Source organism: Alteribacillus sp. YIM 98480, from assembly GCF_009765375.1.
Classification (GTDB): Bacteria; Bacillota; Bacilli; order Bacillales; family Marinococcaceae; genus Alteribacillus.
The window spans coordinates 181,228-206,008 of the sequence record NZ_VTOK01000006.1; the positions used below are offsets into that span (position 1 = coordinate 181,228).

The window sequence follows — 24,781 nt, forward strand, 5'->3', positions numbered from 1 at the left end:
AAAGAAAGGATGTCCATATTAATGCGGTATAGAAAGAACTAATTTCCCGAAATTTGCGCCTTGATCTATTTTTTTGTGGGCCTCGGCTGCATCTGAGAGCTCAAAGATTTCGTCTATAACAGGGTGAATACGAAGAGCTTCCCAGAAGTTAAGCATTTGCTGAAATTCATTGGGCGATCCCATCGTAGAGCCGAATATATTTAATTGCTTAAAGAAAATCCGCGGCATGACTAATTTTTCCACCGGCCCTTTTGTAGCTCCAAAAGAGACGATTCGGCTTGCAGGTTTTGCTAAAGTGATGAGATCATTAAAAACATCTCCGCCAATACTGTCTACCGCCAGATCAGCTCCTCCGCTCATTTCTTTTAATTCTTTAACCCAGTTGGTTGACTCCTTGTAATTTACACCTCCAGCAGCCCCCATATTTATTGCTTTTTGGATTTTTTCCTCACTGCTTGAAGTAACAAATACTTTTGCTCCAAGTGCAGCTGCGATTTGTAAAACGAATGTGGCAACACCTCCGCCGATACCAGGGATAATGACACTTTCTCCAGGTTTTATCTGCCCCCTAGTTACTGCAGCTCTAAATGCGGTTACTCCGCCCAGCGGAATAGCTGCCGCTTCTTCAAAGCTTAGATGGTCTGGTTTTTGGAAAACATTTTCTTTAGGAATGCTTATATATTGAGCATAAGTTCCATCGATAGGAACTCCTAGTACCGAAAAATTTGGCCCTGCATAATCTGGATGATCTCCCCAATTCATTGTTGGGTTTATGACAACCTTTTGCCCATTTTGTACATTTTTAACCCCTTCTCCAACTTCTACAATTTCGCCTGAACCATCCGCGCCAAGGATGGATGGAAGTTTAATTCCAGGGTATTGGCCGTAGCGAATAAATAAATCGCGACGATTTACAGCAGCGGCGTGAAGTTTTACCAATACATGTCCTTCTTTTATGAAAGGATCCGTTGTTTCTTCGTAATAAAGTTCACCAGGATTGCCAATTTCTTTTAAGATAATTGCTTTCACCCTTTGCCTCCTATCCATAAATACATTTTACTTTTCAAAGGTTGCTCTGTGTCATGTGACGGGGCTAATTTAAAGCATAACCCCATTTTCTTTTAAACGTTTATATTCTTCACTTGAAATATTTATTTCGGCCAACAATTCTTCTGCATGTTCTCCAAGCCTAGGTGCCTTTTGTTTGTAAGTGCCAGGCGTTTTCGACATTTTAATAGGGGGAGAAATATGAGGATGACTTTCTGTCTTTATCATTTCTCTAGCAACCACCTGCGGGTTATGTTTCATTTCTTCAAGGGTTAAAACAGGTGCCACACAGGTGTCCATATCAGAAAAAATAGTCAGCCATGTTTCTAATGGCTTTTCTGCAATGATTGTTTGAATATCCGCTTTTAATTGATGCTGTTTTAATAAGGGAGCATCTAAAAGCGGTATAAACTCTTCTTTTCCAATTCCTTTACAAAATGCTTCCCAAAATTTTAGTTCCAAAGCTCCAACGGATAAGTAACGCTTGTCTTTTGTTTCATACACTTCATAACAAGCTTTGCCCCCAGAAAGGGTTAATTCTCCGGGGCGAGGTTCGGCGCTGGTCGCTAAATAATCAGGGAGAATAGTCTGCATCCACGAAATGACATTATCAAGCATAGATATATCGATAAACTGTCCTTTTCCTGACTTTTCTCTTTCTAATAAAGCCATCATAATCCCAAGCGCTGCGGGTAATGCTCCTCCACCTAAATCGGCTATTTGCGCAGGGGGAACAGTTGGTTTTGTGTTAGGTCTTCCAAAAAAATGGAGGAGACCAGAATAACTAAGATAATTTATGTCGTGGCCGGGCAGGTCTTTATATGGTCCGGTTTGGCCATATCCTGTAATGGCACAATATACGAGGGCAGGATTAACGGATGCTAAAACGTCATAGCCAATACCAAGTCTGTTCATCACCCCGGGGCGGAAGGACTCCACCACGACATCAGCTTCTTTCACCAGCTTTAAAAAAATATCTTTGCCTTGTTCTGCTTTTAAATCAATACTTATACTTTTTTTGTTTCTATTTAGAGAATCAAAAAATGCGCTGTTTTCTTCATCTATTTTTGGTTCTTCCCATCTTGCATAATCGCCGGTTTTCATATCTTCTACTTTGATTACTTCCGCTCCGTAATCGGCGAGCAGCAGCGTACAATAGGGTCCTGGCAATAGTCTTGTTAAATCAAGAACACGATAGGAATGTAGCGGCATAATTTAAACACCTCCTGCTTCGTTAAAGAGTTTATAGGTTAAGATTTTTTGCAATAATGCCTTTCATAATTTCATTGGAGCCCGCATAAATCGAAGTGACAGCGGTATCACGAAATCTTCTCGCAATTTCGTATTCTTCCATATATCCATAGCCTCCATGTAGCTGCATACACTCCACTGAAACTTTTTTTGCTAAATCTGTCGTCCACCATTTAGCCATAGAAACTTCTGTAACGACATCTGCTCGGTCCATATGTTTCTCTATCAATTGATCCACAAACGTGCGGCCAATTTCTACTTCAGTTGCCATTTCTGCTATTTTAAATTGTGTATTCTGAAAGGAGCTGATAGATTTTCCAAATGCTTTTCGTTCCTTTACGTAGTTCATTGTCATTTCTAGCATCTTTTCAGCGGATGTGATCGCTTGAATAGCGACAATTAATCGTTCCTGCTGAAGCTTATTCATTAAATAATAAAATCCTTTGTTTTTTTCTCCGAGTATATGGTCAGCAGGAACCTTTGCATCTTCAAAGATTAGTTCAGAAGTTGCTTGAGAGTGCTGACCAACTTTATTTAATTGTTTCCCTTTGATAAACCCGGGGGTACCGGCTTCGACAAGCAGCAGACTAATTCCTTTATGAACGGGATTGGCATCCGGATCGGTTTTACAAACCACGACAATGAGATCTGCATCTATTCCATTGGTAATAAATGTTTTTTCTCCATTTACAATATAATGATCACCGTTTTTTACAGCTGTTGTTCGAATTCCTGCTAAATCAGAGCCTGCTCCTGGTTCGGTCATAGCGATGGCAGAAATGAGTTCTCCGCTTACTGCACCAGGAAACCAGCGTTCCTTCTGCTGCTTTGTCCCGTACTCGCTGATGTAGGGCATGACAATATCATTATGAAGCGCTATACCACCTAATCCGGTTCCGACTTTTTCCAATTCTTCATTAATAATCACGGAATACGGAAAGTCCGCTTCTAATCCTCCGTATATTTCTTCGGACCACGGGCATAAAAAGCCTTGTTCCCCAAGCTTTTTCCAAAATGAACGAGGGATGGTTTTTTGACTTTCCCATGTTGTAAAATGTGGTTCAGCTTCTTGTTTTAAAAATTTTTGAAGAGAAGCACGAAAGATTTGATGTTCTTCCTTTACATATTGTTGGTTCATGTTACTGCCCCCGTTTTCTATTTAACTCAATCGTTCGATAATGGTTGCATTGGCCATACCGTGGCCTTCACACATTGTTTGCAGACCGTATCTTCCCCCTGTTCTCTCCAATTCGTGAATCATTGTTGTCATTAGTCTTCCGCCGCTTGCTCCTAATGGATGACCAAGTGCAATGGCTCCACCGTTTGGATTTAACTTTTTCGGGTCGGCTCCTGTCTCTTTAAGCCAGGCGAGCGGTACCGGCGCAAAGGCTTCATTGACTTCAAAATGATCGATATCGTTTATCGTAAGACCTGCTTTTTTAAGCACTTTTTCTGTTGCTGGAATGGGACCAGTTAACATAAGAGTAGGGTCAGAACCTACAACACTGCGAGCGAGGACTCGAAAACGCGGGTTTAAACCAAGTTGTTCTGCTTTTGTTCGTGACATTAATAAAATGGCCACGGCGCCGTCGCTGATTTGGCTCGAATTCCCTGGATGAATTTTTCCATTTTCAGCAAAGGACGGTTTTAAGCTTCCCAATTTTTCTAAACTGCTGTTTGCTCTTGGTCCTTCATCGTTCTTCATCGTTTCTGATACATTACTCTCTGGGGGAGTTACTTCAAGCGGCATAATTTCTCTTTCAAAGCGTCCTTCCTTTTGAGCAGTAATCGCTTTTTCATGACTTTCAAGCGAAAATTCATCCAGTTGTTCTCGGCTGAATCCCCATTTTTTTGTGATTCGTTCAGCAGACAGTCCTTGATTGATCATTTCATAGCGAGATGTTAATTCATCGCTGAACTCAACTCCTTGGATGTTGGAGAACATAGGAACACGTGACATGTTTTCAATTCCCCCTGCTACAACCACATCCATATCCCCGCTTGCAATTGCTTGAGCTGCAAAATGTACTGCTTGTTGACTCGACCCGCATTGGCGGTCAAGCGTTGTACCAGGAACCTCGATCGGATAATCCGCAATAAGTGCGGAAACCCTTGCAATATCAAAAGCCTGTTCACCTACTTGGGATACACAGCCGAAAATCACATCTTCAATGAGGCCAGACTCTATATTTGTCCGTTTTACGAGTTCTTTTAACGGTTGTGCTGCTAATTCATCAGCACGTACTCCGCTAAGTTTACCTTTTCTTTTTCCAACCGGTGTTCTTACAGCTTCTACTATTACAGGTTCGTTCATCTCTTATCTCCCTCTCCTTTTTGTTTTCATGCCCTTTTATTTGGAACATTCTGATATAAATGTATTTTATTTCGGCTGCATTCTGATGGCACCGTCGAGGCGGATTGTTTCTCCGTTCAGCATTGGGTTTTCAATGATGCTTTGGGTTAAATGTGCAAATTCTTCCGGACGCCCTAAGCGGGATGGGAATGGAACCATAGCACCAAGGGAAGCACGTGCCTCTTCTGAAAGCGTTTGAAATAATGGTGTTTCAATTAATCCAGGCGCAATAGTCATTACTCTTATCCCATGTTTCGCAAATTCTCTAGCGATTGGCAGAGTCATAGAAACGATCCCGCCTTTTGACGCGCTATAAGCTGCCTGCCCAATTTGTCCTTCAAAAGCCGCGACAGAGGCTGTGTTAATAATCAATCCTCGTTCGCCTTCTTCTTTTTGTTCATTTTGGATCATTCTTTCTGCAGCCAATCTCAGCACATTAAATGTTCCTATTAAATTGACTTGGATAATGGTATGAAAAGAAGATAAGTCTTGAGCTTTTCCTTTACTCACTACTTTTTCAGGTGTTCCGATTCCTGCACAATTGACAACAATATCAATCGTTCCAAACCGATCTATTGCTGCATCGAGTGCTTCATTGACATCTTGTTCATTGGTTACATCTGTTTTCTGAAAAAGTACGTTTTCATCACCTAGTTTTTTTACAAGAGCCGTGCCTTTTTCTTCTCCTACATCAAGAATGACCGCTTTACCGCCTTTTTCAATAATATTTGATACAGTGGCTTCCCCTAGACCAGATGCTCCTCCGGTGACAACAGCTACTTTATTAATTATTTTCATTATCGTTTCCTCCTTTATTGGTTTACGTTTATTTTTCTTAATACAAAACGTTGTAATTTCCCGCTCGACGTTTTAGGAAGCTGTTTGACAAATTGTACTTCTCACGGATATTGATGTTTAGATAATTTATTTTTTACAAAGGTGCTGATTTCCTCTGCTATGCATCAGAAGCAGTGCAGGCAGTGTCTAGTACAATGTAAGCTTTGACAATTTATCCTTTCAGATCGTCTGGCATTCCTACAACAGCCGATTCGGTTACTGCTGGATGTTCTAGCAGACAGATCTCCACTTCAAAAGGGCCGATTCGATATCCTGTACTTGAGATAATGTCATCGGATCTGCCTTGAAATCAAAAATTACCTTCGTCATCTTTTAAAGCAAGATCCCCTGTTAAAAACCATTTTCCTACTTTTTTCTCTGCTGATTTATCAGGTTCTTTCCATTATCCGCGGAATGGAAAAGGAAAGTCTTCGGCGTCAACGGCGATTTGGCCGATTTCTCCGTCATGAACGGGTTGTCCTGCCCCATCAACAATCGTTAAATGATTGATTGGGATCGAAATGATAGGATCGTACAGCCTCCTCCCAAGTAAAGTCTTTCGCTAATTCTACATAAGATAATTTTTGAATCATCTGACAGCTCTCCTTTTTGAGCAAAAATAATACATGTATATCCCTTGCACCTTCTATATTATGCAAGAAAATTGCCAATCTTAAAAAGTTTATAAAATAAGGATGTACAGAGACTTTTCCAGTTATTTTTGTTTGAATATCGTACAAATGCTAGCTCATAAGTGTATTATAATCAAACGATTTCGTTTTCTTATGAAGATATTCCGTGCTGAAAAAATTAATGGACTTGTACGGTTATTTTATCCTTGTTATTTTGATAGGCTTGTTCAAACAATGTTTGCATTGTTTCTTTATATATTTGCACCACGCTCCTAACGGAAAAAGATTATCTTTAAACTTTCAATGCCACTTCGATAATAAAGTAGCCAAAAAAGATAAAAGCAATAATAGATGAAAAAATAGCGAGATTTCTAGTAGATTTATAGTCTTTCACCAATGCTGAGCGTTTTCCTTCAAATTGATTCAGCGTTTCTTCGTTCAGCGAGACTGCTTTCATTTTTTCATAATTTTCTATATAACTTTGTTCTGTTTTTCCTGTTATAGATACAACGTACAGAAGTGCACAGGAAATGATAACTGCTGGAATCACCGGATCGATGCCATACGGTAAAGTGAAGGTTCCCCATCTTTCGACCATTTGATACAAAAGGATGTAACTAATGGTTCCGCCGATCATAGAAGAGATGATTCCATATTTATTTGCCTTTTTCCAATGGAATCCAGCTACTAATACAGGAAGCCAGGATACTGCAAACAGTGCCCCTGCCCAGGCACCTATCCAATAAATCGATACAGGCTGCATTAAGGCAATAACTAACATTAAAGCCGCAATTATCGCTTGAGATATTCGTGCTGCTCCTATTTTTTCTTTATCAGAAAGCTCACGTTTGCTCATTCTTTCATATAAATCACGAGAAAGTGCAAATCCAGCGAATATAAAAATGGTAGATGTTGTTGAAAGAATAGCCGCCATTATTCCGGCAATGCCGATGCCTCCAACGACAGGATTTACTAACGTTTGCGCCATCCAAATTAAGACACCATCTGGAGGATCAATGGCTGGGTTTAGCACACGAACAGCAAAAACTCCTAGATATAGTATGGTAACCATCATGGTAGCTAATAAAATTGACCAAATCGCTGATTTCATGACTACAAAGTCGTTTTTTGCTGGCAAGACACGGGTGGCAAGCCATGGGGCAGCTGCCATGAATAGAGCCCACAACGCAAATTGACCAACAGACCAGCCGATGGGAGCTTGCAACACTGCTCCGCCGCTGCTGAAATATAAAGGGTTTTCCCTATACAACGTCTCTGTAATGGCCGTTAATCCACCAGACTCGATAATTCCTGCCGGAGCAATATAAAACGTAGCGATAATAAATGTAATACACATTACCGTATCTGTTACGATAACGGCCCACATTCCGCCTAAAGCTCCGAATATTAACAATACACCAATAAAAAGGATGATCATTAATTCATAAGATAAACCAGTGATGGAAGTTAAAACAACGCCAGCCCCCATTAATTGAATTAAACCATATCCAATTAAACCAACCAGCATAATAATAGTGCCAATAATTCTTACACTGCTGCCAAATCTATATTCAAGAAAGTCAGGCATTGTCTTACAGCCAGAAGCGCGCAGCTGCCTTCCTGTATAAAGAGCTGCTAAAACAACGCCAATCCATGAGGTAAACACGAGTAAAAAAATCGGCGGTCCGTTTTCATAAACGATGCCGGCAATCCCCATAAACGTTGAAGAACTTAAGAAACTTGCTAATAACGTACCAGTAATAAGTAAAGTCGTGCCTCGATTACTCATAACATAAAAATCGTTTGAGTTTTTAATATACTTAGCTAATAGACTAGCAATACCAATGTATAAAAAGATAAATATCCAAAATATGATACTGATCGTATTCATTTTTAAGCACCCCCTTTGTATGAATCATCAGAATGTTCCCCTGATTTTTGCTGTTTCTCATCTAGATCTGCTTGAATAAACGGCGCATATTCTTTTTTCAAAATGTATAACACAATGCCAGAAGCAGCAAAAACACTAAACATTGGGTGTAAAAATGAAAATATTGCCGCCCAGTTCATTTCCTTCCCCCCTTATTTGATGATTATATTGGTTGATTATCTTTTATCTACTACACGTTTTGCTTTGAATATCGTTTCTGGAAGCTCTCCCTGCTTTTTGATTTCAACCGGTACTCGAATTCCCAGCTGTTTTTTAAACAAGTATTCGGCTTCATTTCTCATTTGTTCTACTGTGAGCTCGTTCTTTGGTAATTTTTGTTTTTCGATTACTAATTTCATTTCATCTAAGGCACCTCGTTTTTCGACAATAATTTGATATTCCGGACCGCTCCAATGAAAGGAACGAACTATATTTTCTATCGCACTTGGATATACATTAGCGCCGCGAATGACAAGCATATCATCTAAACGTCCTAACACTCCTTCCGGTAATTTCGGATATGTTCGTCCGCAAGAGCACCTTTCTTCACTCATATAGCTTTCATCTCCGGGCCAAAAACGAATCATCGGCTGAGACTTTCTCCATAAATGTGTATATACAATAGCTCCTCTTTCTCCCATTTCGACCCCTTCATTAGAATCATCTTTATTTACTATTTCGGTATAAACTTCATCGGTACATACATGAACACCAGCTTGCGCTTCACATTCTACATTCGTTTGAAATGGATACATCTCTGAAGTGGACGCTACATCGTGTACGCTTGCTCCCCATTCATTATTTAACACTTGTTTCGTACTTGCGAGCGACCCTCCAGCTTCTCCCCCAACGATTAATCTATTGACGGAACCTTCTGATAAATTCATTTTCAAATCTTCAGCTTTATTGGCTAAATGCAAACAATATGACGGAGTAGCCGAGAAAACAGTAGATTTTATTTTTTGCATTAACTCAAGTTGTTTTTCAGATTCCATAGGGCCGAGCGGAAAAACAGTTGCTCCGAGACGCTCGGCTCCCTGAATCACTCCCCAACCTCCGAAAAATAAGGAGAATGGGAACCCAATTTGGACGATGTCATCAGGACGGACTCCTGCAGCCCATTGAGCCATGGCATGGATTTCTGCAGCTCGTTTCCAGTCTTCTTTACTCACTTGATAAAAAGTAGGTGTTCCTGATGTACCGCTTGATCCTTGAATACGGGCAATTTCATCTTGCGTAAAATCACCTGCATAACTCCCAAATAATGGATTTTCTTGTTGATCTTCTACCAGCATTTTCTTTGTTACAATCGGCACTTTTTCTGTGAAATCCTGCAAAGTTTTTACATCATTTGGATGAAAGTTATGCTTATCATAAAGTTTCTTGTAAAAAGGCAGCGCATCATAAACATAATGGAGCTGTTGTTGTATCTTTTTTAAGATGACTTTTTCTCTCTCTTTAGGTTCCATTGTTTCTCTTTCTTCATTCCAATATTTTTTATACCCTCTTTCTGTCGTAACACCCACTTTATATCCCTCCAATGTGTAATCGCTTACAAAAAATCTTAATAAAATAATGCCTTTCCTCTTTTAGGAGCTGGAATAGATTCAGTCTTTTACCATAACCATTTTCATTAGATGCTCTGCATATTTATGAGCTATTTCTTTTGTGTTTTTATTTCCCTTTGGAGAATACCATTGTTCCGTTGCGTTTAAGGCGCCTAACATAATGAGTCTTGTCATTTTTACATCTACGTTTATAAACTCATTTTTTCGGATTCCTTCCTGAAGGAATTCATCAAAATAAAGGGCATATTTTTTTCTTTCTTGTAGAACGGCCTGCAAACGACTTTTGGAAAATACTTGTTCGGGTTTGTTCATTATGCTGAACATTGCTTTTTCTTCTAATCCGTGTTCCATATGAGAAATAATCGCTTTTCTTAACTTTTGGGTAGGGGTTTGGTAATAGGCAGCGATCCATTTCATTCTTTGTATACTGGTCTCAATGATCTTTTTTTGACATTCGTACATTAAATCTTCTTTATTGTCGAAATAATTATATAACGCCCCTTTTGTCATTCGCAGTTTTGATGCAATCTCTTCCATTGTAGTGCCGTAGTATCCTTTTTCATATAACACTTCTGCTGCAGAACGAAGGATATCGTCTTTTCGATAGTGAGTCTTATTTTCAAGTGGATTTGCAGCGGCTGCTTTTTTATTAATCATCACCACCTGCTTTTCTTATAAATTTTAGGTTGCTGCGAAATAAGTTATTTGCAGCTGCTCCTTTGTATTGCTGTCTTTAAGGAAGCTGATTATGTTGTTAAAATAGTGATGGTGCAGGCTGCATTTTCGTTTCCGAGGTGGCCGCCTGCGTTTTCAGCGAAGCCAACTTTAGGAGAGTTCTTAACTTGTCTGCTGCCTGCTTCCCCTCTTAATTGCCAAACTAATTCAACAATCTGCCCCAGTCCGGTTGCACCAATTGGATGCCCTTTTGCTTCCAAACCACCACTCGCATTGACAGGCTTTTTTCCATGTAATTCAGTCATGTTGTTATCGACAAGTTTTGCCGTTTCCCCAGGCTCACATAGCCCGATTTCTTCATATGCCATCAATTCAGCAGAAGCTGTTGCATCGTGCACCTCAATGACATCTAAATCTTCTGGACCTAAACCTGCTTTTTCAAAAGCAGATTTGCTTGCTTTTTTAATAACTCCTTCGTTCTCTAAAGGCTGCAGTTCGCTTGAGGTTACTACAGAGGAGGCAAGATAGACAGGTGGTTTATTCGTTTTTTTGGCAAAATCTTTCGAACAAAGGACAAGGGCAGCAGCACCATCACTGACAGGAGAACACATTGAGCGTGTAAACGGGTCAACAATAAGACGGTCATTCAATACATCTTCTACACTTTTCGCTTTTCTATTCTGGGCGAAAGGATTTAACCGGCCGTTGTTATGATTTTTGGCAGCAATTTTTGCCAGATGTTCTTTTGTTACACTATAACGATTCATATAATCTTTTGCTTTTTGCGCGTACACGTCCATAAAAATGCTGCGCGTTCCGGGTGACTGATCAAGCTGGGTTTTCATTGCTTCTACGTCGACCCCGCCTTCAAATGCTTTAAAAGTAACGTTTCGGTCCGCATGGGTCATTTTTTCCACACCAACAATAAGAGCACAATCATACACTCCAGCGGCAATGCCGACAGAAGCTAAGTGAAAGGCGGTAGAAGAACTTGCACAAGCGTTTTCAACATTGAATATAGGAATGCCGCCAATCTTCGCATCTCTTAATACGACTTGTCCTCTAATCGTCTCTTGTCCCGTGATGACACCAGCTACAGAATTTCCTACATAAGCAGACTCAATTGTTTCTTTAGAAACTCCTGCGTCTTCTAAGGCTTTATTAACGGATTCTCTTGTTAAATCTTTTAATCCCTTTTCAAAAAATTTACCGAACTTTGTCATTCCTACGCCAGAAACAATTACATCACGCAAATACGTTTCCCCTCCTTTTACTACTTCTTTTCTATTACAATAGCTTGTACCGGACAGTTGTCAGCAGATTTGTTAATGTCATTAATACCTTCAGCTTCGTTATTAGCAACAACAGCTTGGCCGTCTTCATTTATGTCAAAAACATTTGGCGCGATAATTGTACAAGTGGCAGATCCTACACATTTTTCTTTATCTATCCAAACTCTCAACTGCTTGTCCCCCTCAATGTAACAGGCAATCGTTTTAATGCCCTGTTAATAATAGTTGGCTGCCATTCTATTTGCACATCTTCTAATGTCATCTGAGGAAAGCGTTGAATCAACTGCTTGATGGCAATTTCTCCTTCTACCCTGGCAAGGGGCGCTCCTAAGCAGTAATGTATCCCTCTTCCAAATCCTAAGTGTTGATTGGGATGTCTAGTAATATCTAACTTATCAGGTTTAGTAAACTTCGCGGGGTCCCGATTTGCAGATGCTTGGACCAGTAAAAGTCGTTCATTCTGCTTAATTTTCTTCCCTCCTAATTCTAGATCTTCTTTTGCTATTCGAATCATTGCCTTGCTCGGCCCTTCATAACGTAGAAACTCTTCTACAGCGCTTGATATCAATGATGGATTGTCTTTTAGTTCCTTATACGCTTGTGGGTGAGTTAATAGGGACATCATTCCATTAGCAATTAAATTTGTCGTCGTTTCATGACCTCCAAATACGAGCAGACTGCAGGTGGATATAATTTCGTCTGTTGTTAATTTATCGCCTCCGTCTCCTGCGAATGCAATAGCAGATATCAAATCATCTTGGGGATTTTCTCTTCTTTTCGAAGCAATATCATGCAAATAATCATACATTTCTTGTAAACTTTTTTGTGCTTTTTCATGGCGATCCGGAACATCTACAGCTCCAAAAACAAGTAACATTAAATCATCGGACCACTTTTTAATTTTGTCTCGGTCATTTTTTGGTAAACCCAGCATTTCAGATATGACTAAAATGGGTAATGCATAAGCATAATCTTTAATAATATCTGCCTTTTCGTTGTTTGCCATTTCGTCTAGCAATTCATTACTAATTTCAACAATACGCGGCTTTATTTTTTCTACGGCAGAAGGTGTAAACGCTTTATTAACAAGTAATCGTAAACGTGTATGTTTTGGAGGATCATTAAACACCATCCAATGAGACAGCACATTATAGGTAGAAGCAAGTTCTTTCTTTTTCTTCTCGGATGCTTTTCTAGAAGGTGTCACTCGTTCTGCAGAAAAGCGCGTTTGATCCTGGAATGCAAAGGCTACATCTTCATACCGGGTAACTATCCATCCGCCAAAATCGTCACTCCAGTGAACCGGATCATTTGTACGAATTTCTGCAAAATAAGTATATGGATCTGAAATGACGCTTGGATCCATTAAGTTATCTTGAATCTGCATGACTATTCCTCCTGCGTGAACGCATGATTAATTTTTGAACCGTTGTTTATTCGATTATATTTTAAATTTTTAGAAAAATCAACATATTTTTAAATGTTACAAAAGTATAATGCAATGTTTATAAAAGTTTTTCATTGCAACGGTTACTACTAATTGCTCTGCAAGCAGCAAGTCAAGTTTTTTAATAATAAAAAAACCCCTGATCAGGGGTTCGTTCAGAGGCACAAAACATTCTAGTAAGCCATGTTCTGTTCCATTGTGCTGCTGCGGTTTTTCACCTTGCACTCCGGAGGCAGTCATCTATCTGCAGAGTTTGACTCTGCCCTTTCTTTCCGTTTTATTCCTTCAGAAAGGCGCCCCTACCAACATTTGGGTTTCTCGCTCGAGGGGTTTACCGCGTTCCACTCCGTTTGTTTCCAAACGGACTACGTCACTGTGGCACTTTTCAGGGTAATAAGACCATATCATAGCGACACAGGTCGTTTCCCCGCCGTCAGCCTAGTAAGGTACCAGACTGCCCTAACTTATGGTTTCGTCAGGCACGAACACTACAGCCGTCTCAGGCTGTGCGAGCATGGACTTTCCTCTGCACCATACGTGCAGCGACTGCCAGAATGTTTAATGCTTCATTTTGTGACAAATGCTATTATAACGCGAATGAGTTTGTTTGGCAACCTATTATTTCAGAAAAGTTTTAGGAGTTTTTTTGGATCGCACGTTTCGATAGCTGGTCAGCAGCCCGATTAGTACTAGAAGGTATCCACTTTACGAAACACAACTCACATTCTTCTAATTGAATTAATATTTCAGAAAGGTATGGCTTATACGCAGCTTTTTTTGTATGGCGTTTTTCTACAGCTTCGTCGACGAGTTTTGAGTCTGTACATATTGAAGCCATTTTCCAATTGTTTTCTTTGCATAACTTTAATGCTTCGAGAAGCGCTGCAAATTCAGCTTCGTGATTAGTCATTTGACCAAGTGGGATGGCGTAGTGTTCATTTTCTCCGTTCCCTTTATTAATAAAAATTCCTGCACCAGCAGGACCAGGATTTCCAGCACTTGCTCCATCTACAAATATCTTTAACAATCTTCCCTTTAACCTCCCGTAAAGAAAAATGCGAGCGTCCGGCCCACGTTTACCCTTTCTAAGCAGACTAGACAATAGAAAAACCTCATTTTGTGCTCCTTATTGACAGACAATGGGAATCTTGTGAAATATACAACGCATATTATAACTGTTGCTTTTTTAAAAATCCATCTCTTTTAAATAAGGGATTTCTGAGCGGGCATTCTCTAAAATATTTTTATCAAAATGCCCGTATATCAACTCTTCCTGATGAATAGAGGCTTTTTGAAGCACTTTTCCGAAAGGATCGATCCATTGTGTACTTCCGCATGCGTTGTCAGATACTGTATTTACACCAGCAACATAACATTGGTTATCTAATGCCCGGCAAGGCAGTTGAATATCCCAGCGTAACTTTGCCATTTTGCTCCAGACAGAAGGGCAGAGAATGAGGTCAGTTCCTTTTTTGGCTAGTTCTCTTGCTGGTTCAGGGAATTCCATATCATAACAAAGTAAAATACCAATACGTCCAAACCGAGTGGGAATAGGGTTATAGCTCTTAGGACCCGGGGAAAAAATTTCTTTTTCTGCTCCCCATAATTTTGATTTTCGGTAAAAGTCGAGCTGCCCTGCCGGTTCATCTATAAATGCAGTCGTAATATATATATGATCTTCGTTTCTTTCTGGAAACGAAACAACTATGGCTATCCCCGTTTTTTCACTGAGATTTCTAAAAAATTGAATGCCAGGTGTGTTTTTTTGTGCTGGTTCTGCTAGTTGAAAAAGGACTTCTTTTTCTGCATGATAACCGCTTAATGTAAGCTCAGGAAATACTACTAAATCTGTACCTTTCGATGCAGCTATTCTTACAGTTTCCGCACAATGCTTTTTATTTTCCTCCACTTCTCCATGAAATGAAAGTTGTTGTGCTAAACATAGTTTGAAGCTGTTTTTAGTCATATAATTTTTTGCCAAACACTTCTTTTTCTAAATTGGACAATCTTTTTAGAATATCATAATTTGTACCGCCCGCTGCCTGTACAGAAGATGTCTGATCTGCTGCAGCTGCTTGAGGTTCCGCGTTAAACCGTGTTTCACCAGCAGCTCTATTAGAACGTTTTTTTGATTGTTCTAAAGATTGTTCTAGTTCATTTATTCTCTCTTCGAATGCTTCATAATCTTGAATAATCATGTCAAGAAATTGGTCCACTTCATCTTTATTATAGCCTTTCATGCTGCTTTTAAAGTCTTTATCTAAAATTTCTTTGGCTGATAAACGGATGTTTTGCATGGTTTGGTTCACCCCAAATATCATTTCAGTTTAAATTACGAAAATTATAAATCGTTATTTGTATTTCATTTTTTCAGAACTTCAGGTAAAAGTCAATTTGTATTGCCTTTACTCTTCAAAGGCGTCTAGTTCTTCTGACATATCTTCTACCGTTTGCTGCAGGTCATCTGGTGTAATTCTGTATATTGGATAATGAGCTGTGGCAGCTTTTCGTTCGGCAGCCTGCAAATAATAACGAGGGGTTCCTTCTTGTTCTTCGGAATATAAAATCAACAGGGCATCTGTTTTCATGACAATAAAATCATTTTTCGCTCGCAGCTGTCCTGGATTATCATAGGGCTTTTTAGATATTGCTTCTGTGAAATCAGCCTGATTTATGATACGTTGGTACCTTTCCTGTGCTTGCTCCGGCCATATGCTTTCTTGTTCCAAAAAAGGAGGAAGAATGGCAAGTTTTAAAGCATCCCATGAATGTTTTAAATCAATGACCACTTCTGCGGCCCATTGTTCAACACCGGGCTGACCTGAAACAACGATCCATTCAAGACCTCCTTCTAAAAAACCAATCAGTCTATTTTCAATTGTTTTTTTGATATAAATAATTTCGTTTGCATTCGGTTGAAAGATCCCCATTTCCTGAGGTTTATAACCAGTAACCGCAAGTACTCTCAAAAAATTGACACCTCTATTTCTGCTTTGAAATGAAACCGACCTGTGAACCGTCGGTTTATTTCCCTTCCATTCTTTCGTTCGACATAATCGCTTCCATTTGGGTGGTCATATTCTTGTCGTAAAACAGTAAATTTTCCCTAAATATGTTCTATTCTGCGCTTGCCCGGGAAATATTTCATGTCATCATTTCCTTATTTCCTTATTTCCTCTTTATTTTGTAAGCGCTTCATTCTTTTGTTTAATTCCGGAGTCACATTACCATTCATTTTAACTGCTTTATGAACAAAGTGCAGTGCTTTTTCTGGATTTTTTTCTCGATGTTCATAAAATTTGGCAATTTCAATGGCAGCAGTTGCGCTGTTAGCGCTATTATTTTCTAATATTTGAAGGAAACACTCTACTGCTTCTTTTTCTTGATTTAATTTTTTATATACAAAGCCAAGCGCAAACATGCACTCTTCTTGCCATTTCCTTCTCTCTATTGTTGTGTTGAGAGCTTTTTCAAAACACCACCTTGCTTTGTTCCATTCTTTACAGTGAGCGTACCATCGTCCTATTTCATAGGTTTCTCGACCGCATGACCTTTTGCTTAGCACTCGTTTGGACAAATCAATATATAGCGTGATTAAAGATAGAACATCCCACTCATTATGCGTGAGCACCCCTTTAATATATTCGGGATGTTTTTCATTTAAAAAGTCAAAATAAAGCATGGGTGCTAGATATCCCGGGGTATCATCGATACGCTCAAATTGTAATATTTCTTTTTCTACGACAGAAAGCTTACAAGAAGACAGCCGATGTTTAAAGAGCCGGCGGGCAGCATGCAATAAATCAAAATGACCGTATGAAGGCAGTTTAGGAACTTCGTTTCGGACAAATGTGTGCCTCGTTTTAAGCTGCGGCCAGTCAAACGCTTTTCCGTTATATGTGACAAGGTTCTGTGTAGAAGCCGTATCTTTTAAAAAATGATGATACAAGGCGACTTCAGCTTCTGGACCTGGCAGAAAAAACTGATTGACTTGTACATGTTCCTCCGTAAATTGTGCACCGCCGAGTAAAAAAATCATATTTCCTGTCCCGCTGTTTAAACCCGTTGTTTCGGTATCAAAAAATAAAAGATCTTCCGGACTTCTTTCATTCGGGTGAAGAGGGTGAAACGCTGTTTCGTTTTTCCACTCTTCCCAAACATTAAAAAGCTCCTGTAATTTATATTTTCCGTGAAGGTGGTCGAATGGGTAAACGACTTCCCTTTTTATCATGTATTGGTCTTCTAAAAAGCGGGAAGCCGCATTCAAATCCTCCCATTCCTTTGCAAAAGGAATATCTTTATTATGGTGATGATCGGCAGAAACGATTTCCTTTTCTTCCATTTCTGACTGAACTGACTTATTATCTCCTAAATGGTGTTTCATGCGATGTAGTTTATTTTTCAGCTTCAAATTGGTGTTCCTCCTCTAACAATCGCATTAGACGAAGTGTGAGCCATTTTGCTTCTTCGCCTAGATTTAAATCAGAACCAACGCATGACGGACATCCGGTCGTACAAGGACAAGATCGTATAAGTTTTTTGCCGTTTTGCAGCAGTTCCAGGAAGTTGTTATAGACTGCAGAAGATAAGCCTACTCCACCAGGATATCTGTCATATAAAAAGATGGTCGGCTTTTCAGAATGAGTTGCTTTCATCTGCGGGACCACATGGAGATCGCTTTGGTCACACATGACATGTATGGGTGCTACATGACGGAGAACATTAGCAATTCCTATTAAGGCTTGTTCTAACGGTTCTTTTCCAAACTTGGATACAGTCTGGTCTGGAAAACTTATCCAGCAGGCATTGGTATGCAATTCTTCTTCAGGAAGATGTATAGAACCCGAACCGATATTTTCAAAGGTGGTCATTTTTATTTTTTTAAAGATCGTCGCTTTTGCGTTAACCATCACGTCACCAAACGCAGTTTCAAAAGACGGATATTCCGTTCTTTTATCTTCTTCTAACACTTTTAATTCCACAGCAAGATTAGCATCTGTAAAATATTCTACTTGCACTTCTTTGACATAAGCTTTCTTTTCTTCCCAGTCAAGTTCCTCCACTTGGTATTGAACACCCTGATGTAAATAAATGGCTTTATCATGTAACAGGGTCATTGCGCTAAATCGGTCCATTTCTCCGATCACTTTCACGTTAGCAACGTCCGTTTGATCAATAATAACAACATTTTCTTGTGAGGCAGACCGTAAGCTGACACCATGAGCCGGGAAGCCGTCATTCATCCAATACCACTTATGGCCGCGGTGGTGCAATACTTGTTCTTCCGTTAAATATTCAAGTACTTCTTCAATCTCCACCCCATTAAACGTTTCTCCTTCTTGAAATGGGAGTTCAAACGCAGCGCATTTAATGTGGTCTACTAAAATAATAAGATTATCTGGATGAATTCTGGCTGATTCTGGAGTTTGATCCAAGAAGAACTCGGGCTGCTGAATCATATATTGGTCAACGGGAGCTGAACTGGCAACAAGAAGGATCAGTGATTCATCCTGCCTTCTGCCTGCGCGTCCAGCCTGCTGCCATGCACTTGCAACAGAACCTGGATAGCCCGTCATAATGCAAACTTGAAGCTGGCCGATATCTACCCCTAACTCTAGGGCGTTTGTACTGACTACTCCCATAATGTCTCCGTTTCGAAGTCCTTTTTCAATTGCCCTTCTTTGTTTCGGAAGATACCCTCCTCTGTACCCTTGTATTGATTTGGGGCCGAGGTCTTTTTTTACTAACTCTTGCAGATGGCTTAATATCACTTCTACTCTAACCCGGCTCCTGGCAAATACGATCGTTTGTATTTTTTCTTTTAAAAAAAGCGAAGCCAATTTATTGACTTCCGAGGTCGCTCCTTTACGAATATTCATTGCTTCATTAACTATCGGAGGATTATAAAAAACGAAATGTTTTTTTCCTCGCGGGGCTCCATTGTTATCAATTAAATAAAAGGATTCACCCGTAAGTGTTTCGGCTAGTTCTTTTGGGTTTGCAATCGTTGCAGACGTACAAATAAAAACAGGGGAACTGCCGTAAAAATTCGCGATTCTCTTTAACCGCCTTACTACATTGGCAACATGACTGCCGAATACACCGCGATACGTATGTAATTCATCAATAATAATATATTTAAGATTTTCAAATAAAGAAACCCATTTTGTATGGTGAGGCAAGATTGCTGAATGGAGCATATCAGGGTTTGTAATAACAACATGGCCGGCCTTGCGGATAACCTGCCTGATATTTGGAGCTGTATCCCCGTCATATGTATAGCTTTTAATATCCACTTCCATTTCATCTATAAATTCATTGATTTCACTTTTTTGATCCTGGGCTAGAGCCTTTGTTGGAAACAAATACAGTGCTCTAGATTCTTTATCGTTAAGAATGGATTGAAGTACTGGTAAATTATAAGATAATGTTTTACCGGAGGCTGTTGGTGTAACAGATACCGTATGTTTTTGTTCCACACCACTTTTTTCAAAAGCAGTGTGCTGGTGCGTATAAAGAGACGTAATATTCCTATTTTCCAGAGCTCTCCCTATCCGTTTATCCAGTGATGAAGGGAACGAAACCGTTTTGGCTTCTTTTTCCTCCAGCGTATGCCAATATTCGATTTTATCGTGTAAAGTGGTTTCTTTTTTCATCCAATCAATTAATTCTTCTAATGACTTTTTTCTCATTATATTCACCTCTTTTTATGGGGTTAGTCTGAGATGCGCGCAAACACAGCATTACATTAATGTTTCTTCGTTTGGGACAATCTTTTTTTACTCTCTAAAAAAATGCGATCGAGTACGATTACATGCATCTCGGATTAACCCCTGTCAATAAAGCTATATACATTACAGAATAAAACCTTCACGGCTTGGACGAAAAGTATGAAAAAACAATCTAAGATCTTTCCATTTCAAAACCAACATTTATCCTTCGTTTTCTTTTAGCATATAAAACAAGCCGTGATTATGTGGTGACGCTCACATAATAACGGCTTGAGCCCAAAAAGAAAGTATTAATGTCTATGCCCCTAAATAAAGTTGACGCACTTGATCATTTTCTTTTAATTCTTCTGTTGACCCTTGCAGCTCAATTTTACCATTTTCTAAGATATAAGCATACTTTGCTGTTTCTAAAGCCAAATGTGCATTTTGTTCAACGAGCAGGATAGATATGCCTTCTTCATTAATTTGTTTAATAATTTCAAAAATTTCTCGAACCAAATTAGGTGCTAAACCTAGTGAAGGTTCATCTAGCAACAAAATTTTCGGGTCCCCCATTAACGCCCGGCCAATTGCTAACATCTGCTGTTCACCGCCGCTTAATGTGCCTGCAAACTGGTCCATTCTTTCACCTAGTCTTGGGAAGTAGCTAAGTACGCGGTCTAAATCTTGTTTCAATTTATTATCTTTACGAATATAGGCTCCCACTCGAAGATTTTCTTCTACGGTCAGCTCTGGAAACACGCGGCGATTTTCTGGACAATGAATTACTTGTTTTTTCACAATAGAATGTGGAGATTGTTTGTTGACAGTTTTTCCATTTAATTCATATGTGCCTCTTTTTATATTAACTAATCGGGATATAGCTTTTAAGGTAGTGCTCTTACCGGCGCCATTTGCACCGAGCAGTGTAACAATATCTCCTTTTGGAACCTCAAGTGAAACGCCATCTAATGCTTGAATAGAACCATAATATACATGCACGTCCATTAACTTAAGCATGAGAAACATCCTCTCCTCCTAGGTAAGCTTCAATCACAGCCGGATCATTTCTAACCATAGCAGGCACTCCTTCAGATATTTTTTTGCCGAAGTTTACAACGGTAACAAAATCTGAAATTTCCATTACCATGGACATATCGTGTTCAATGAGAAAAATAGTGAAACCAAAGTCATGTTTTAACCGAAGTAATAATTCACTAATTTGTTTTGTTTCTACATTATTCATTCCGGCAACAGGTTCATCTAACAAAAGCAGTTCTGGGTTAACCATCATTGCCCGGCCTATATCTACCATTTTTTGGTAACCAAAAGGCAAGTTCTTTACTACTTCATCTTCTAGATGTCGTATTTGCAGCAATTCTAACGTTTCTATCGTTTTTTTTCTGTTTTCTTGTTCGATTCGTCGAACAGAAGGTAAATGCAGCATAGTGGAAAATATATTTTTCTTCGTTAGTGGATGAAGTCCGACTAATAAATTGTCCATCACGGTCATATTGGCAAATAATTCCGTGTTTTGAAAACTACGGGTAATACCTAAACGGATAACTTCGTTTGGTTTATAATTTAAAATATTTTCATTATTAAATTTTATATTTCCTGATGTGAGATTCACAAACCGGCTGATCGTATTGAATACCGTAGTTTTTCCTGCTCCATTAGGTCCGATAAGTGAATGTATCTGCCCTTTGGATATTTCCATGTTCAAGTCATTGACAGCTGTTAAACCTCCAAATTCCACTCTTGCTTTATCTAAAGTCAGCAATGGTTCATGAACCCCTTTCTTTGCTAATTGTATCTGCTTTTTCCATAGTTTTGTTCATTTTAAACCAATCGACAATGGTGACTAATCCTTCAGGTCTAAACAAAATAATAATAACTAATATTAATCCGATGACAATGTTTGTTATTCCCATGAATTCATCAGTAAAGTGCGGGATGATCGAAAACAAAACGGCTCCAAAAATCGGACCATAAAATGAATGCATTCCACCAACTACAATCATGGCTAACAATAAGAAAGATATCGTAACGGGGAAGTCAGTCGGTCCGACAAAACCGATCCAATAGGCATAAAGTCCGCCTGCCATACCCGTAAAAAAAGAACTAATAACAAACATTAAGGTTTTGTAGAATGTTGTGTTAATACCAGAAGACTGAGCTGCAATCTCACTTTCTCTAATGGAAATAAACGCTCTGCCAAAGCTGCTGTGCAAGATGTTATACATGAACCAGAGAAACAATACAGTGCACCCAACGATAAAATAATAGAGGGACAATTCACTCAGAATGGCAGGCCTTGTGACCAGCATTCCTGAATATCCATTTGTAAGAGAAGTCCAGTTTAAGGCAATAACAGGGACAGAAATACCAAAACCTAGTGTTACGACTGCTAGAAAATGCCCTTTGAGCCTAACAGCAGAGAAGGAAATAATCAGCCCGACAAACGCTGTTATAATACCTGCTAACAACAGGGTTATGACAAAAGGAAGTTCAAACCGGTCGGCTATTATTGCTACGGAATACGACCCGATCATTAAAAATCCCGCATGTCCAATGGATATTTGCCCGCCATATCCTATCATAATATTTAGTGCGACTGCGGTAATGCCATAAATAGTCATCATAACGAGAAGAGTCATCCAATATCCAGACATATTCATTAAAAACGGATACACAATAATAAATAGAAGAACGACGGAATTGAAAATATATTTCAATTTTTGACTTTTCAATTGCATCACACCTTTTTAACGTATTTTGCTCCAAACAGTCCAGTAGGTTTTACATATAATACTAGTACTATTAGTAGAAAAACAAAGGCTACACTTAACTCTGATCCTATATAATAACTAACCCAGTTACTATATACTCCTACTATTAATCCTCCAATAACAGCTCCGGGTAGATTTACAAATCCACCAAATACAGCTGCTGCAAAGCCCATTATTAAAATATCTATCATCATGCTGGGCTCTAAGTAGGTGATTGGAGCTGTTAGTATGCCGGCAACGCCTCCAAGTATTGCACCTGCTGCCCAAGTCAAGTTAAATACTTGAGATACTTTTATTCCCATTAGAGAAGAGGTTTGCATATCTTGCTGAGTTGCACGCATGGCCAGGCCAATTTTAGTGTATTTAAATAAAATAAAGAAAAGAATCATCAATGCTAACGTAATACCAAGAATAAACAACTGGTGCGGGGACATAAAAACACTACCTACTTGAAAAGAATCCCCTCTTAGGGCGCTGGGATATCCGTGCGGAGTATATCCCCAAATTAAACCTGCAATTCCGTTAAAAGCCAAAAATAAACCTAACGTAACAACAATTTGATTAAGGGGAGGAGCATTTTGAACACGTTTTATGATTGCCTGATAAACAGTCATTCCAAATATCGCTGCAAAAATTAATGCTAATAAAAAAGATACAAAAAAGGATAATCCAACCATTTGGAGAAAAGTGAAGCTGATGAAGGTTGTGATCATTGCCATTTCCCCATGAGCGAAGTTAACAACATCCGTTGTTTTGTAAATCATTACGATTCCTATCGCAGCCAGAGCATAGATGCTTCCGAAAATTAAACCGCCGAAAGTTATCTGTAACAGTGCTTCCAATGATATTCCTCCTTTTTGCAGCTATTTAATGTTTACTATGCTTTGATCGTTGATTGAACAATCACAGCGAGACATACGACATCCCGCTGTGATTCATTCATTATTCGTAATTGATTTCCCCGGTTTCAGGATCATAATTTATTAGATCTGTCACCGATTCAATCGTTCCATTTTGCGCTCTCGTCATAAATAGAGTTGTTAAGCCATAGTGGTTTTCCGGACTAAATGTGACACCTGCATATGTCCCTTCTGTCCAATTATCAAATGAGTACAGGGCTTCTCTGAAAGTGTCATAGTTAAGATCTTCTCCAGCACGTTCCAATGCTTCTACGAAGACTTCAGCACCTGCATATCCCCATTGTGGAACGCCGCTGTAGTTTTCACCCGGGTAAGCTTCTGTATATTGCTCAAGGTATGTTTCTATTGCTTCATTACCTTCAGCTTCAGGAGCATCAGGTACCGGGATGGAGCCTGCACTGTATGTGCCTTCCCATACATCTTCACCGGCAAGTTCAAACATGGTCGTGTCATTTCCGCCGACAGATGAAACAATATAATTAATATCAGTTAAGCCGATGGCGTGAAATTCTTGTTTAAGCCGAGCGGCAGGGTTTGGTGTAGATAACATAATGACGGTGTCTACATCCGCATCTTTGACTTTTTGCGCATGGGTCGTATAGTCCTCTTCATTGGCTACAAACGGTACTTCCGTAACGACTTCTGCATCATAATCATCGCGAACAGCTTCTACTGCCTCGTACCCTTCTTTACCGTAATCATCATTTTGGTAAACAATCGCAATCCTTCCAGCATCTAACTCATTAACCGCATAATCATAAAACACTCTTGTTTCTATTCGATAGTTTGCTATCTCAGAACCGAAAAAGAAATCACTTGGAGGTTCATAAAATTGTTGTGCTCCAGATCCGAGCATCATATTTATGACTCCTTGTTCCTCGTAATATTCTTTGGTAGCGGTATTACACGGTGTGCAATCATTCCCTAGCATGAGAAAGACTTCTTCTTCTTCCACTAATCTTTGAGCTTGCTGCATTTCTACTGCCGGGGTATACTCACCGTCATATGCAAGAAGTTTTAACTGGCGTCCATGAACACCGCCGTTTTCATTGACATAATCAAAGTATGTTTGTATTCCCTGCGCAATTTGGCCGTAGATGGCTTGGGGGCCGGATTGGGCTACAATATTTCCTATTATTATTTCATCATCTGTCACCCCGCGTACTTCTTCCCCAGTTGACCCTCCATCGGAATTGTTTCCTTCTGCATCTGATCCAGTTTGTTCAGACTCCCCTCCGCACGCAGTTAAGAATATAATCATTCCTAAACTTAAAATGAAGAGATACGTAGACTTCCATTTCATCATCAAGGTCCCCCTTATTAGTAT

The 24,781-nt window shown here is 39.4% G+C and carries 24 protein-coding genes and 1 other RNA gene; all 25 read right to left on the bottom strand.

The genetic code is table 11. The features are described from left to right. Positions 1 to 18: 18 nt before the first annotated feature. On the bottom strand, positions 19 to 1,029 hold the full coding sequence (locus FZF09_RS09720) for a zinc-binding dehydrogenase (protein WP_158736395.1): 1,011 nt from the start codon (positions 1,027 to 1,029) through the stop codon (positions 19 to 21). Between the two features lie 69 nt (positions 1,030 to 1,098). After that, on the bottom strand, positions 1,099 to 2,259 hold the full coding sequence (locus FZF09_RS09725; protein WP_158736396.1) for a CaiB/BaiF CoA transferase family protein: 1,161 nt from the start codon (positions 2,257 to 2,259) through the stop codon (positions 1,099 to 1,101). Positions 2,260 to 2,290: 31 nt separating this feature from the next. Next, positions 2,291 to 3,436, bottom strand: coding sequence for an acyl-CoA dehydrogenase family protein (locus FZF09_RS09730; RefSeq protein ID WP_158736397.1), 1,146 nt, complete (start codon positions 3,434 to 3,436; stop codon positions 2,291 to 2,293). A gap of 21 nt (positions 3,437 to 3,457) precedes the next feature. Further along, positions 3,458 to 4,612: a thiolase family protein gene (locus tag FZF09_RS09735; protein WP_158736398.1), complete on the bottom strand. Its 1,155-nt coding sequence runs from the start codon at positions 4,610 to 4,612 to the stop codon at positions 3,458 to 3,460. A 66-nt stretch (positions 4,613 to 4,678) separates the two neighbouring features. Further along, a complete protein-coding gene (locus FZF09_RS09740; protein WP_158736399.1) occupies positions 4,679 to 5,449 on the bottom strand; it encodes a 3-hydroxyacyl-CoA dehydrogenase in 771 nt (256 codons plus the stop codon). 211 nt (positions 5,450 to 5,660) lie between these two features. Further along, positions 5,661 to 5,738 (bottom strand): AMP-binding enzyme, encoded by a 78-nt coding sequence (locus FZF09_RS23320; protein ID WP_370514445.1) that lies wholly within the window; start codon positions 5,736 to 5,738, stop codon positions 5,661 to 5,663. 674 nt (positions 5,739 to 6,412) lie between these two features. Beyond that, complete coding sequence (locus tag FZF09_RS09750; protein WP_158736400.1) at positions 6,413 to 8,011, bottom strand: sodium:solute symporter family protein; 1,599 nt, start codon at positions 8,009 to 8,011, stop codon at positions 6,413 to 6,415. A gap of 2 nt (positions 8,012 to 8,013) precedes the next feature. After that, positions 8,014 to 8,190, bottom strand: a complete 177-nt coding sequence (locus FZF09_RS09755; RefSeq protein ID WP_158736401.1) for a hypothetical protein — start codon at positions 8,188 to 8,190, stop codon at positions 8,014 to 8,016. A gap of 36 nt (positions 8,191 to 8,226) precedes the next feature. After that, positions 8,227 to 9,576, bottom strand: a complete 1,350-nt coding sequence (locus FZF09_RS09760) for a phenylacetate--CoA ligase family protein (protein WP_199256769.1) — start codon at positions 9,574 to 9,576, stop codon at positions 8,227 to 8,229. Positions 9,577 to 9,657: 81 nt separating this feature from the next. Then, on the bottom strand, positions 9,658 to 10,275 hold the full coding sequence (locus tag FZF09_RS09765) for a TetR/AcrR family transcriptional regulator (protein ID WP_158736402.1): 618 nt from the start codon (positions 10,273 to 10,275) through the stop codon (positions 9,658 to 9,660). 89 nt (positions 10,276 to 10,364) lie between these two features. Further along, positions 10,365 to 11,546, bottom strand: a complete 1,182-nt coding sequence (locus FZF09_RS09770; RefSeq protein ID WP_158736403.1) for a thiolase family protein — start codon at positions 11,544 to 11,546, stop codon at positions 10,365 to 10,367. A gap of 20 nt (positions 11,547 to 11,566) precedes the next feature. After that, positions 11,567 to 11,755 (bottom strand): ferredoxin, encoded by a 189-nt coding sequence (locus FZF09_RS09775; protein WP_158736404.1) that lies wholly within the window; start codon positions 11,753 to 11,755, stop codon positions 11,567 to 11,569. Beyond that, on the bottom strand, positions 11,752 to 12,972 hold the full coding sequence (locus FZF09_RS09780; protein WP_158736405.1) for a cytochrome P450: 1,221 nt from the start codon (positions 12,970 to 12,972) through the stop codon (positions 11,752 to 11,754). Before FZF09_RS09780 ends, FZF09_RS09775 begins: the two co-directional genes overlap by 4 nt. A 232-nt stretch (positions 12,973 to 13,204) precedes the next feature. Next, positions 13,205 to 13,589, bottom strand: an RNA gene (gene rnpB, locus FZF09_RS09785) — RNase P RNA component class B. A 77-nt stretch (positions 13,590 to 13,666) separates the two neighbouring features. Further along, the gene (locus tag FZF09_RS09790; protein WP_158736406.1) at positions 13,667 to 14,059 is read right to left on the bottom strand and encodes a reverse transcriptase-like protein; all 393 of its coding nucleotides are present in this window, start codon (positions 14,057 to 14,059) and stop codon (positions 13,667 to 13,669) included. 159 nt (positions 14,060 to 14,218) lie between these two features. Then, complete coding sequence (locus FZF09_RS09795; RefSeq protein ID WP_158736407.1) at positions 14,219 to 14,998, bottom strand: nitrilase-related carbon-nitrogen hydrolase; 780 nt, start codon at positions 14,996 to 14,998, stop codon at positions 14,219 to 14,221. Continuing rightward, positions 14,991 to 15,329 carry a cell division regulator GpsB gene (gene gpsB / locus FZF09_RS09800; RefSeq protein ID WP_158736408.1) on the bottom strand — a complete coding sequence of 113 codons (339 nt, stop codon included), beginning with the start codon at positions 15,327 to 15,329 and terminating at the stop codon, positions 14,991 to 14,993. The genes FZF09_RS09795 and gpsB overlap by 8 nt, the downstream gene beginning before the upstream one ends. A gap of 108 nt (positions 15,330 to 15,437) precedes the next feature. Beyond that, complete coding sequence (locus FZF09_RS09805) at positions 15,438 to 16,001, bottom strand: SLOG family protein (RefSeq protein WP_158736409.1); 564 nt, start codon at positions 15,999 to 16,001, stop codon at positions 15,438 to 15,440. 191 nt (positions 16,002 to 16,192) lie between these two features. After that, complete coding sequence (locus FZF09_RS09810) at positions 16,193 to 17,443, bottom strand: ribonuclease H-like domain-containing protein (RefSeq protein ID WP_158736410.1); 1,251 nt, start codon at positions 17,441 to 17,443, stop codon at positions 16,193 to 16,195. After that, the gene (locus FZF09_RS09815; RefSeq protein WP_158736411.1) at positions 17,427 to 19,724 is read right to left on the bottom strand and encodes a DEAD/DEAH box helicase; all 2,298 of its coding nucleotides are present in this window, start codon (positions 19,722 to 19,724) and stop codon (positions 17,427 to 17,429) included. The genes FZF09_RS09810 and FZF09_RS09815 overlap by 17 nt, the downstream gene beginning before the upstream one ends. Before the next feature lie 336 nt (positions 19,725 to 20,060). Further along, a complete protein-coding gene (locus FZF09_RS09820) occupies positions 20,061 to 20,762 on the bottom strand; it encodes an ABC transporter ATP-binding protein (protein WP_158736412.1) in 702 nt (233 codons plus the stop codon). Continuing rightward, the gene (locus tag FZF09_RS09825) at positions 20,755 to 21,525 is read right to left on the bottom strand and encodes an ABC transporter ATP-binding protein (protein WP_233269466.1); all 771 of its coding nucleotides are present in this window, start codon (positions 21,523 to 21,525) and stop codon (positions 20,755 to 20,757) included. Before FZF09_RS09825 ends, FZF09_RS09820 begins: the two co-directional genes overlap by 8 nt. Before the next feature lie 4 nt (positions 21,526 to 21,529). Continuing rightward, a complete protein-coding gene (locus FZF09_RS09830; protein ID WP_158736413.1) occupies positions 21,530 to 22,495 on the bottom strand; it encodes a branched-chain amino acid ABC transporter permease in 966 nt (321 codons plus the stop codon). Positions 22,496 to 22,500: 5 nt separating this feature from the next. Then, complete coding sequence (locus FZF09_RS09835; protein ID WP_233269467.1) at positions 22,501 to 23,376, bottom strand: branched-chain amino acid ABC transporter permease; 876 nt, start codon at positions 23,374 to 23,376, stop codon at positions 22,501 to 22,503. A 100-nt stretch (positions 23,377 to 23,476) separates the two neighbouring features. After that, the gene (locus FZF09_RS09840) at positions 23,477 to 24,760 is read right to left on the bottom strand and encodes an ABC transporter substrate-binding protein (RefSeq protein ID WP_158736414.1); all 1,284 of its coding nucleotides are present in this window, start codon (positions 24,758 to 24,760) and stop codon (positions 23,477 to 23,479) included. Between the last annotated feature and the right edge of the window lie 21 nt (positions 24,761 to 24,781).

What these genes read in the sequence shown, in the direction of transcription:
- FZF09_RS09725 (WP_158736396.1), bottom strand. Translation starts at nt 2,259, where the DNA reads ATGCCGCTACATTCCTATCGTGTTCTTGATTTAACAAGACTATTGCCA.
- FZF09_RS09735 (WP_158736398.1), bottom strand. Translation starts at nt 4,612, where the DNA reads ATGAACGAACCTGTAATAGTAGAAGCTGTAAGAACACCGGTTGGAAAA.
- FZF09_RS09840 (WP_158736414.1), bottom strand. Translation starts at nt 24,760, where the DNA reads ATGATGAAATGGAAGTCTACGTATCTCTTCATTTTAAGTTTAGGAATG.
- gpsB (WP_158736408.1), bottom strand. Translation starts at nt 15,329, where the DNA reads ATGCAAAACATCCGTTTATCAGCCAAAGAAATTTTAGATAAAGACTTT.
- FZF09_RS09730 (WP_158736397.1), bottom strand. Translation starts at nt 3,436, where the DNA reads ATGAACCAACAATATGTAAAGGAAGAACATCAAATCTTTCGTGCTTCT.
- FZF09_RS09815 (WP_158736411.1), bottom strand. Translation starts at nt 19,724, where the DNA reads ATGAGAAAAAAGTCATTAGAAGAATTAATTGATTGGATGAAAAAAGAA.
- FZF09_RS09780 (WP_158736405.1), bottom strand. Translation starts at nt 12,972, where the DNA reads ATGCAGATTCAAGATAACTTAATGGATCCAAGCGTCATTTCAGATCCA.
- FZF09_RS09820 (WP_158736412.1), bottom strand. Translation starts at nt 20,762, where the DNA reads ATGCTTAAGTTAATGGACGTGCATGTATATTATGGTTCTATTCAAGCA.
- FZF09_RS09750 (WP_158736400.1), bottom strand. Translation starts at nt 8,011, where the DNA reads ATGAATACGATCAGTATCATATTTTGGATATTTATCTTTTTATACATT.
- FZF09_RS09755 (WP_158736401.1), bottom strand. Translation starts at nt 8,190, where the DNA reads ATGAACTGGGCGGCAATATTTTCATTTTTACACCCAATGTTTAGTGTT.
- FZF09_RS09765 (WP_158736402.1), bottom strand. Translation starts at nt 10,275, where the DNA reads ATGATTAATAAAAAAGCAGCCGCTGCAAATCCACTTGAAAATAAGACT.
- FZF09_RS09795 (WP_158736407.1), bottom strand. Translation starts at nt 14,998, where the DNA reads ATGACTAAAAACAGCTTCAAACTATGTTTAGCACAACAACTTTCATTT.
- FZF09_RS09740 (WP_158736399.1), bottom strand. Translation starts at nt 5,449, where the DNA reads ATGAAAATAATTAATAAAGTAGCTGTTGTCACCGGAGGAGCATCTGGT.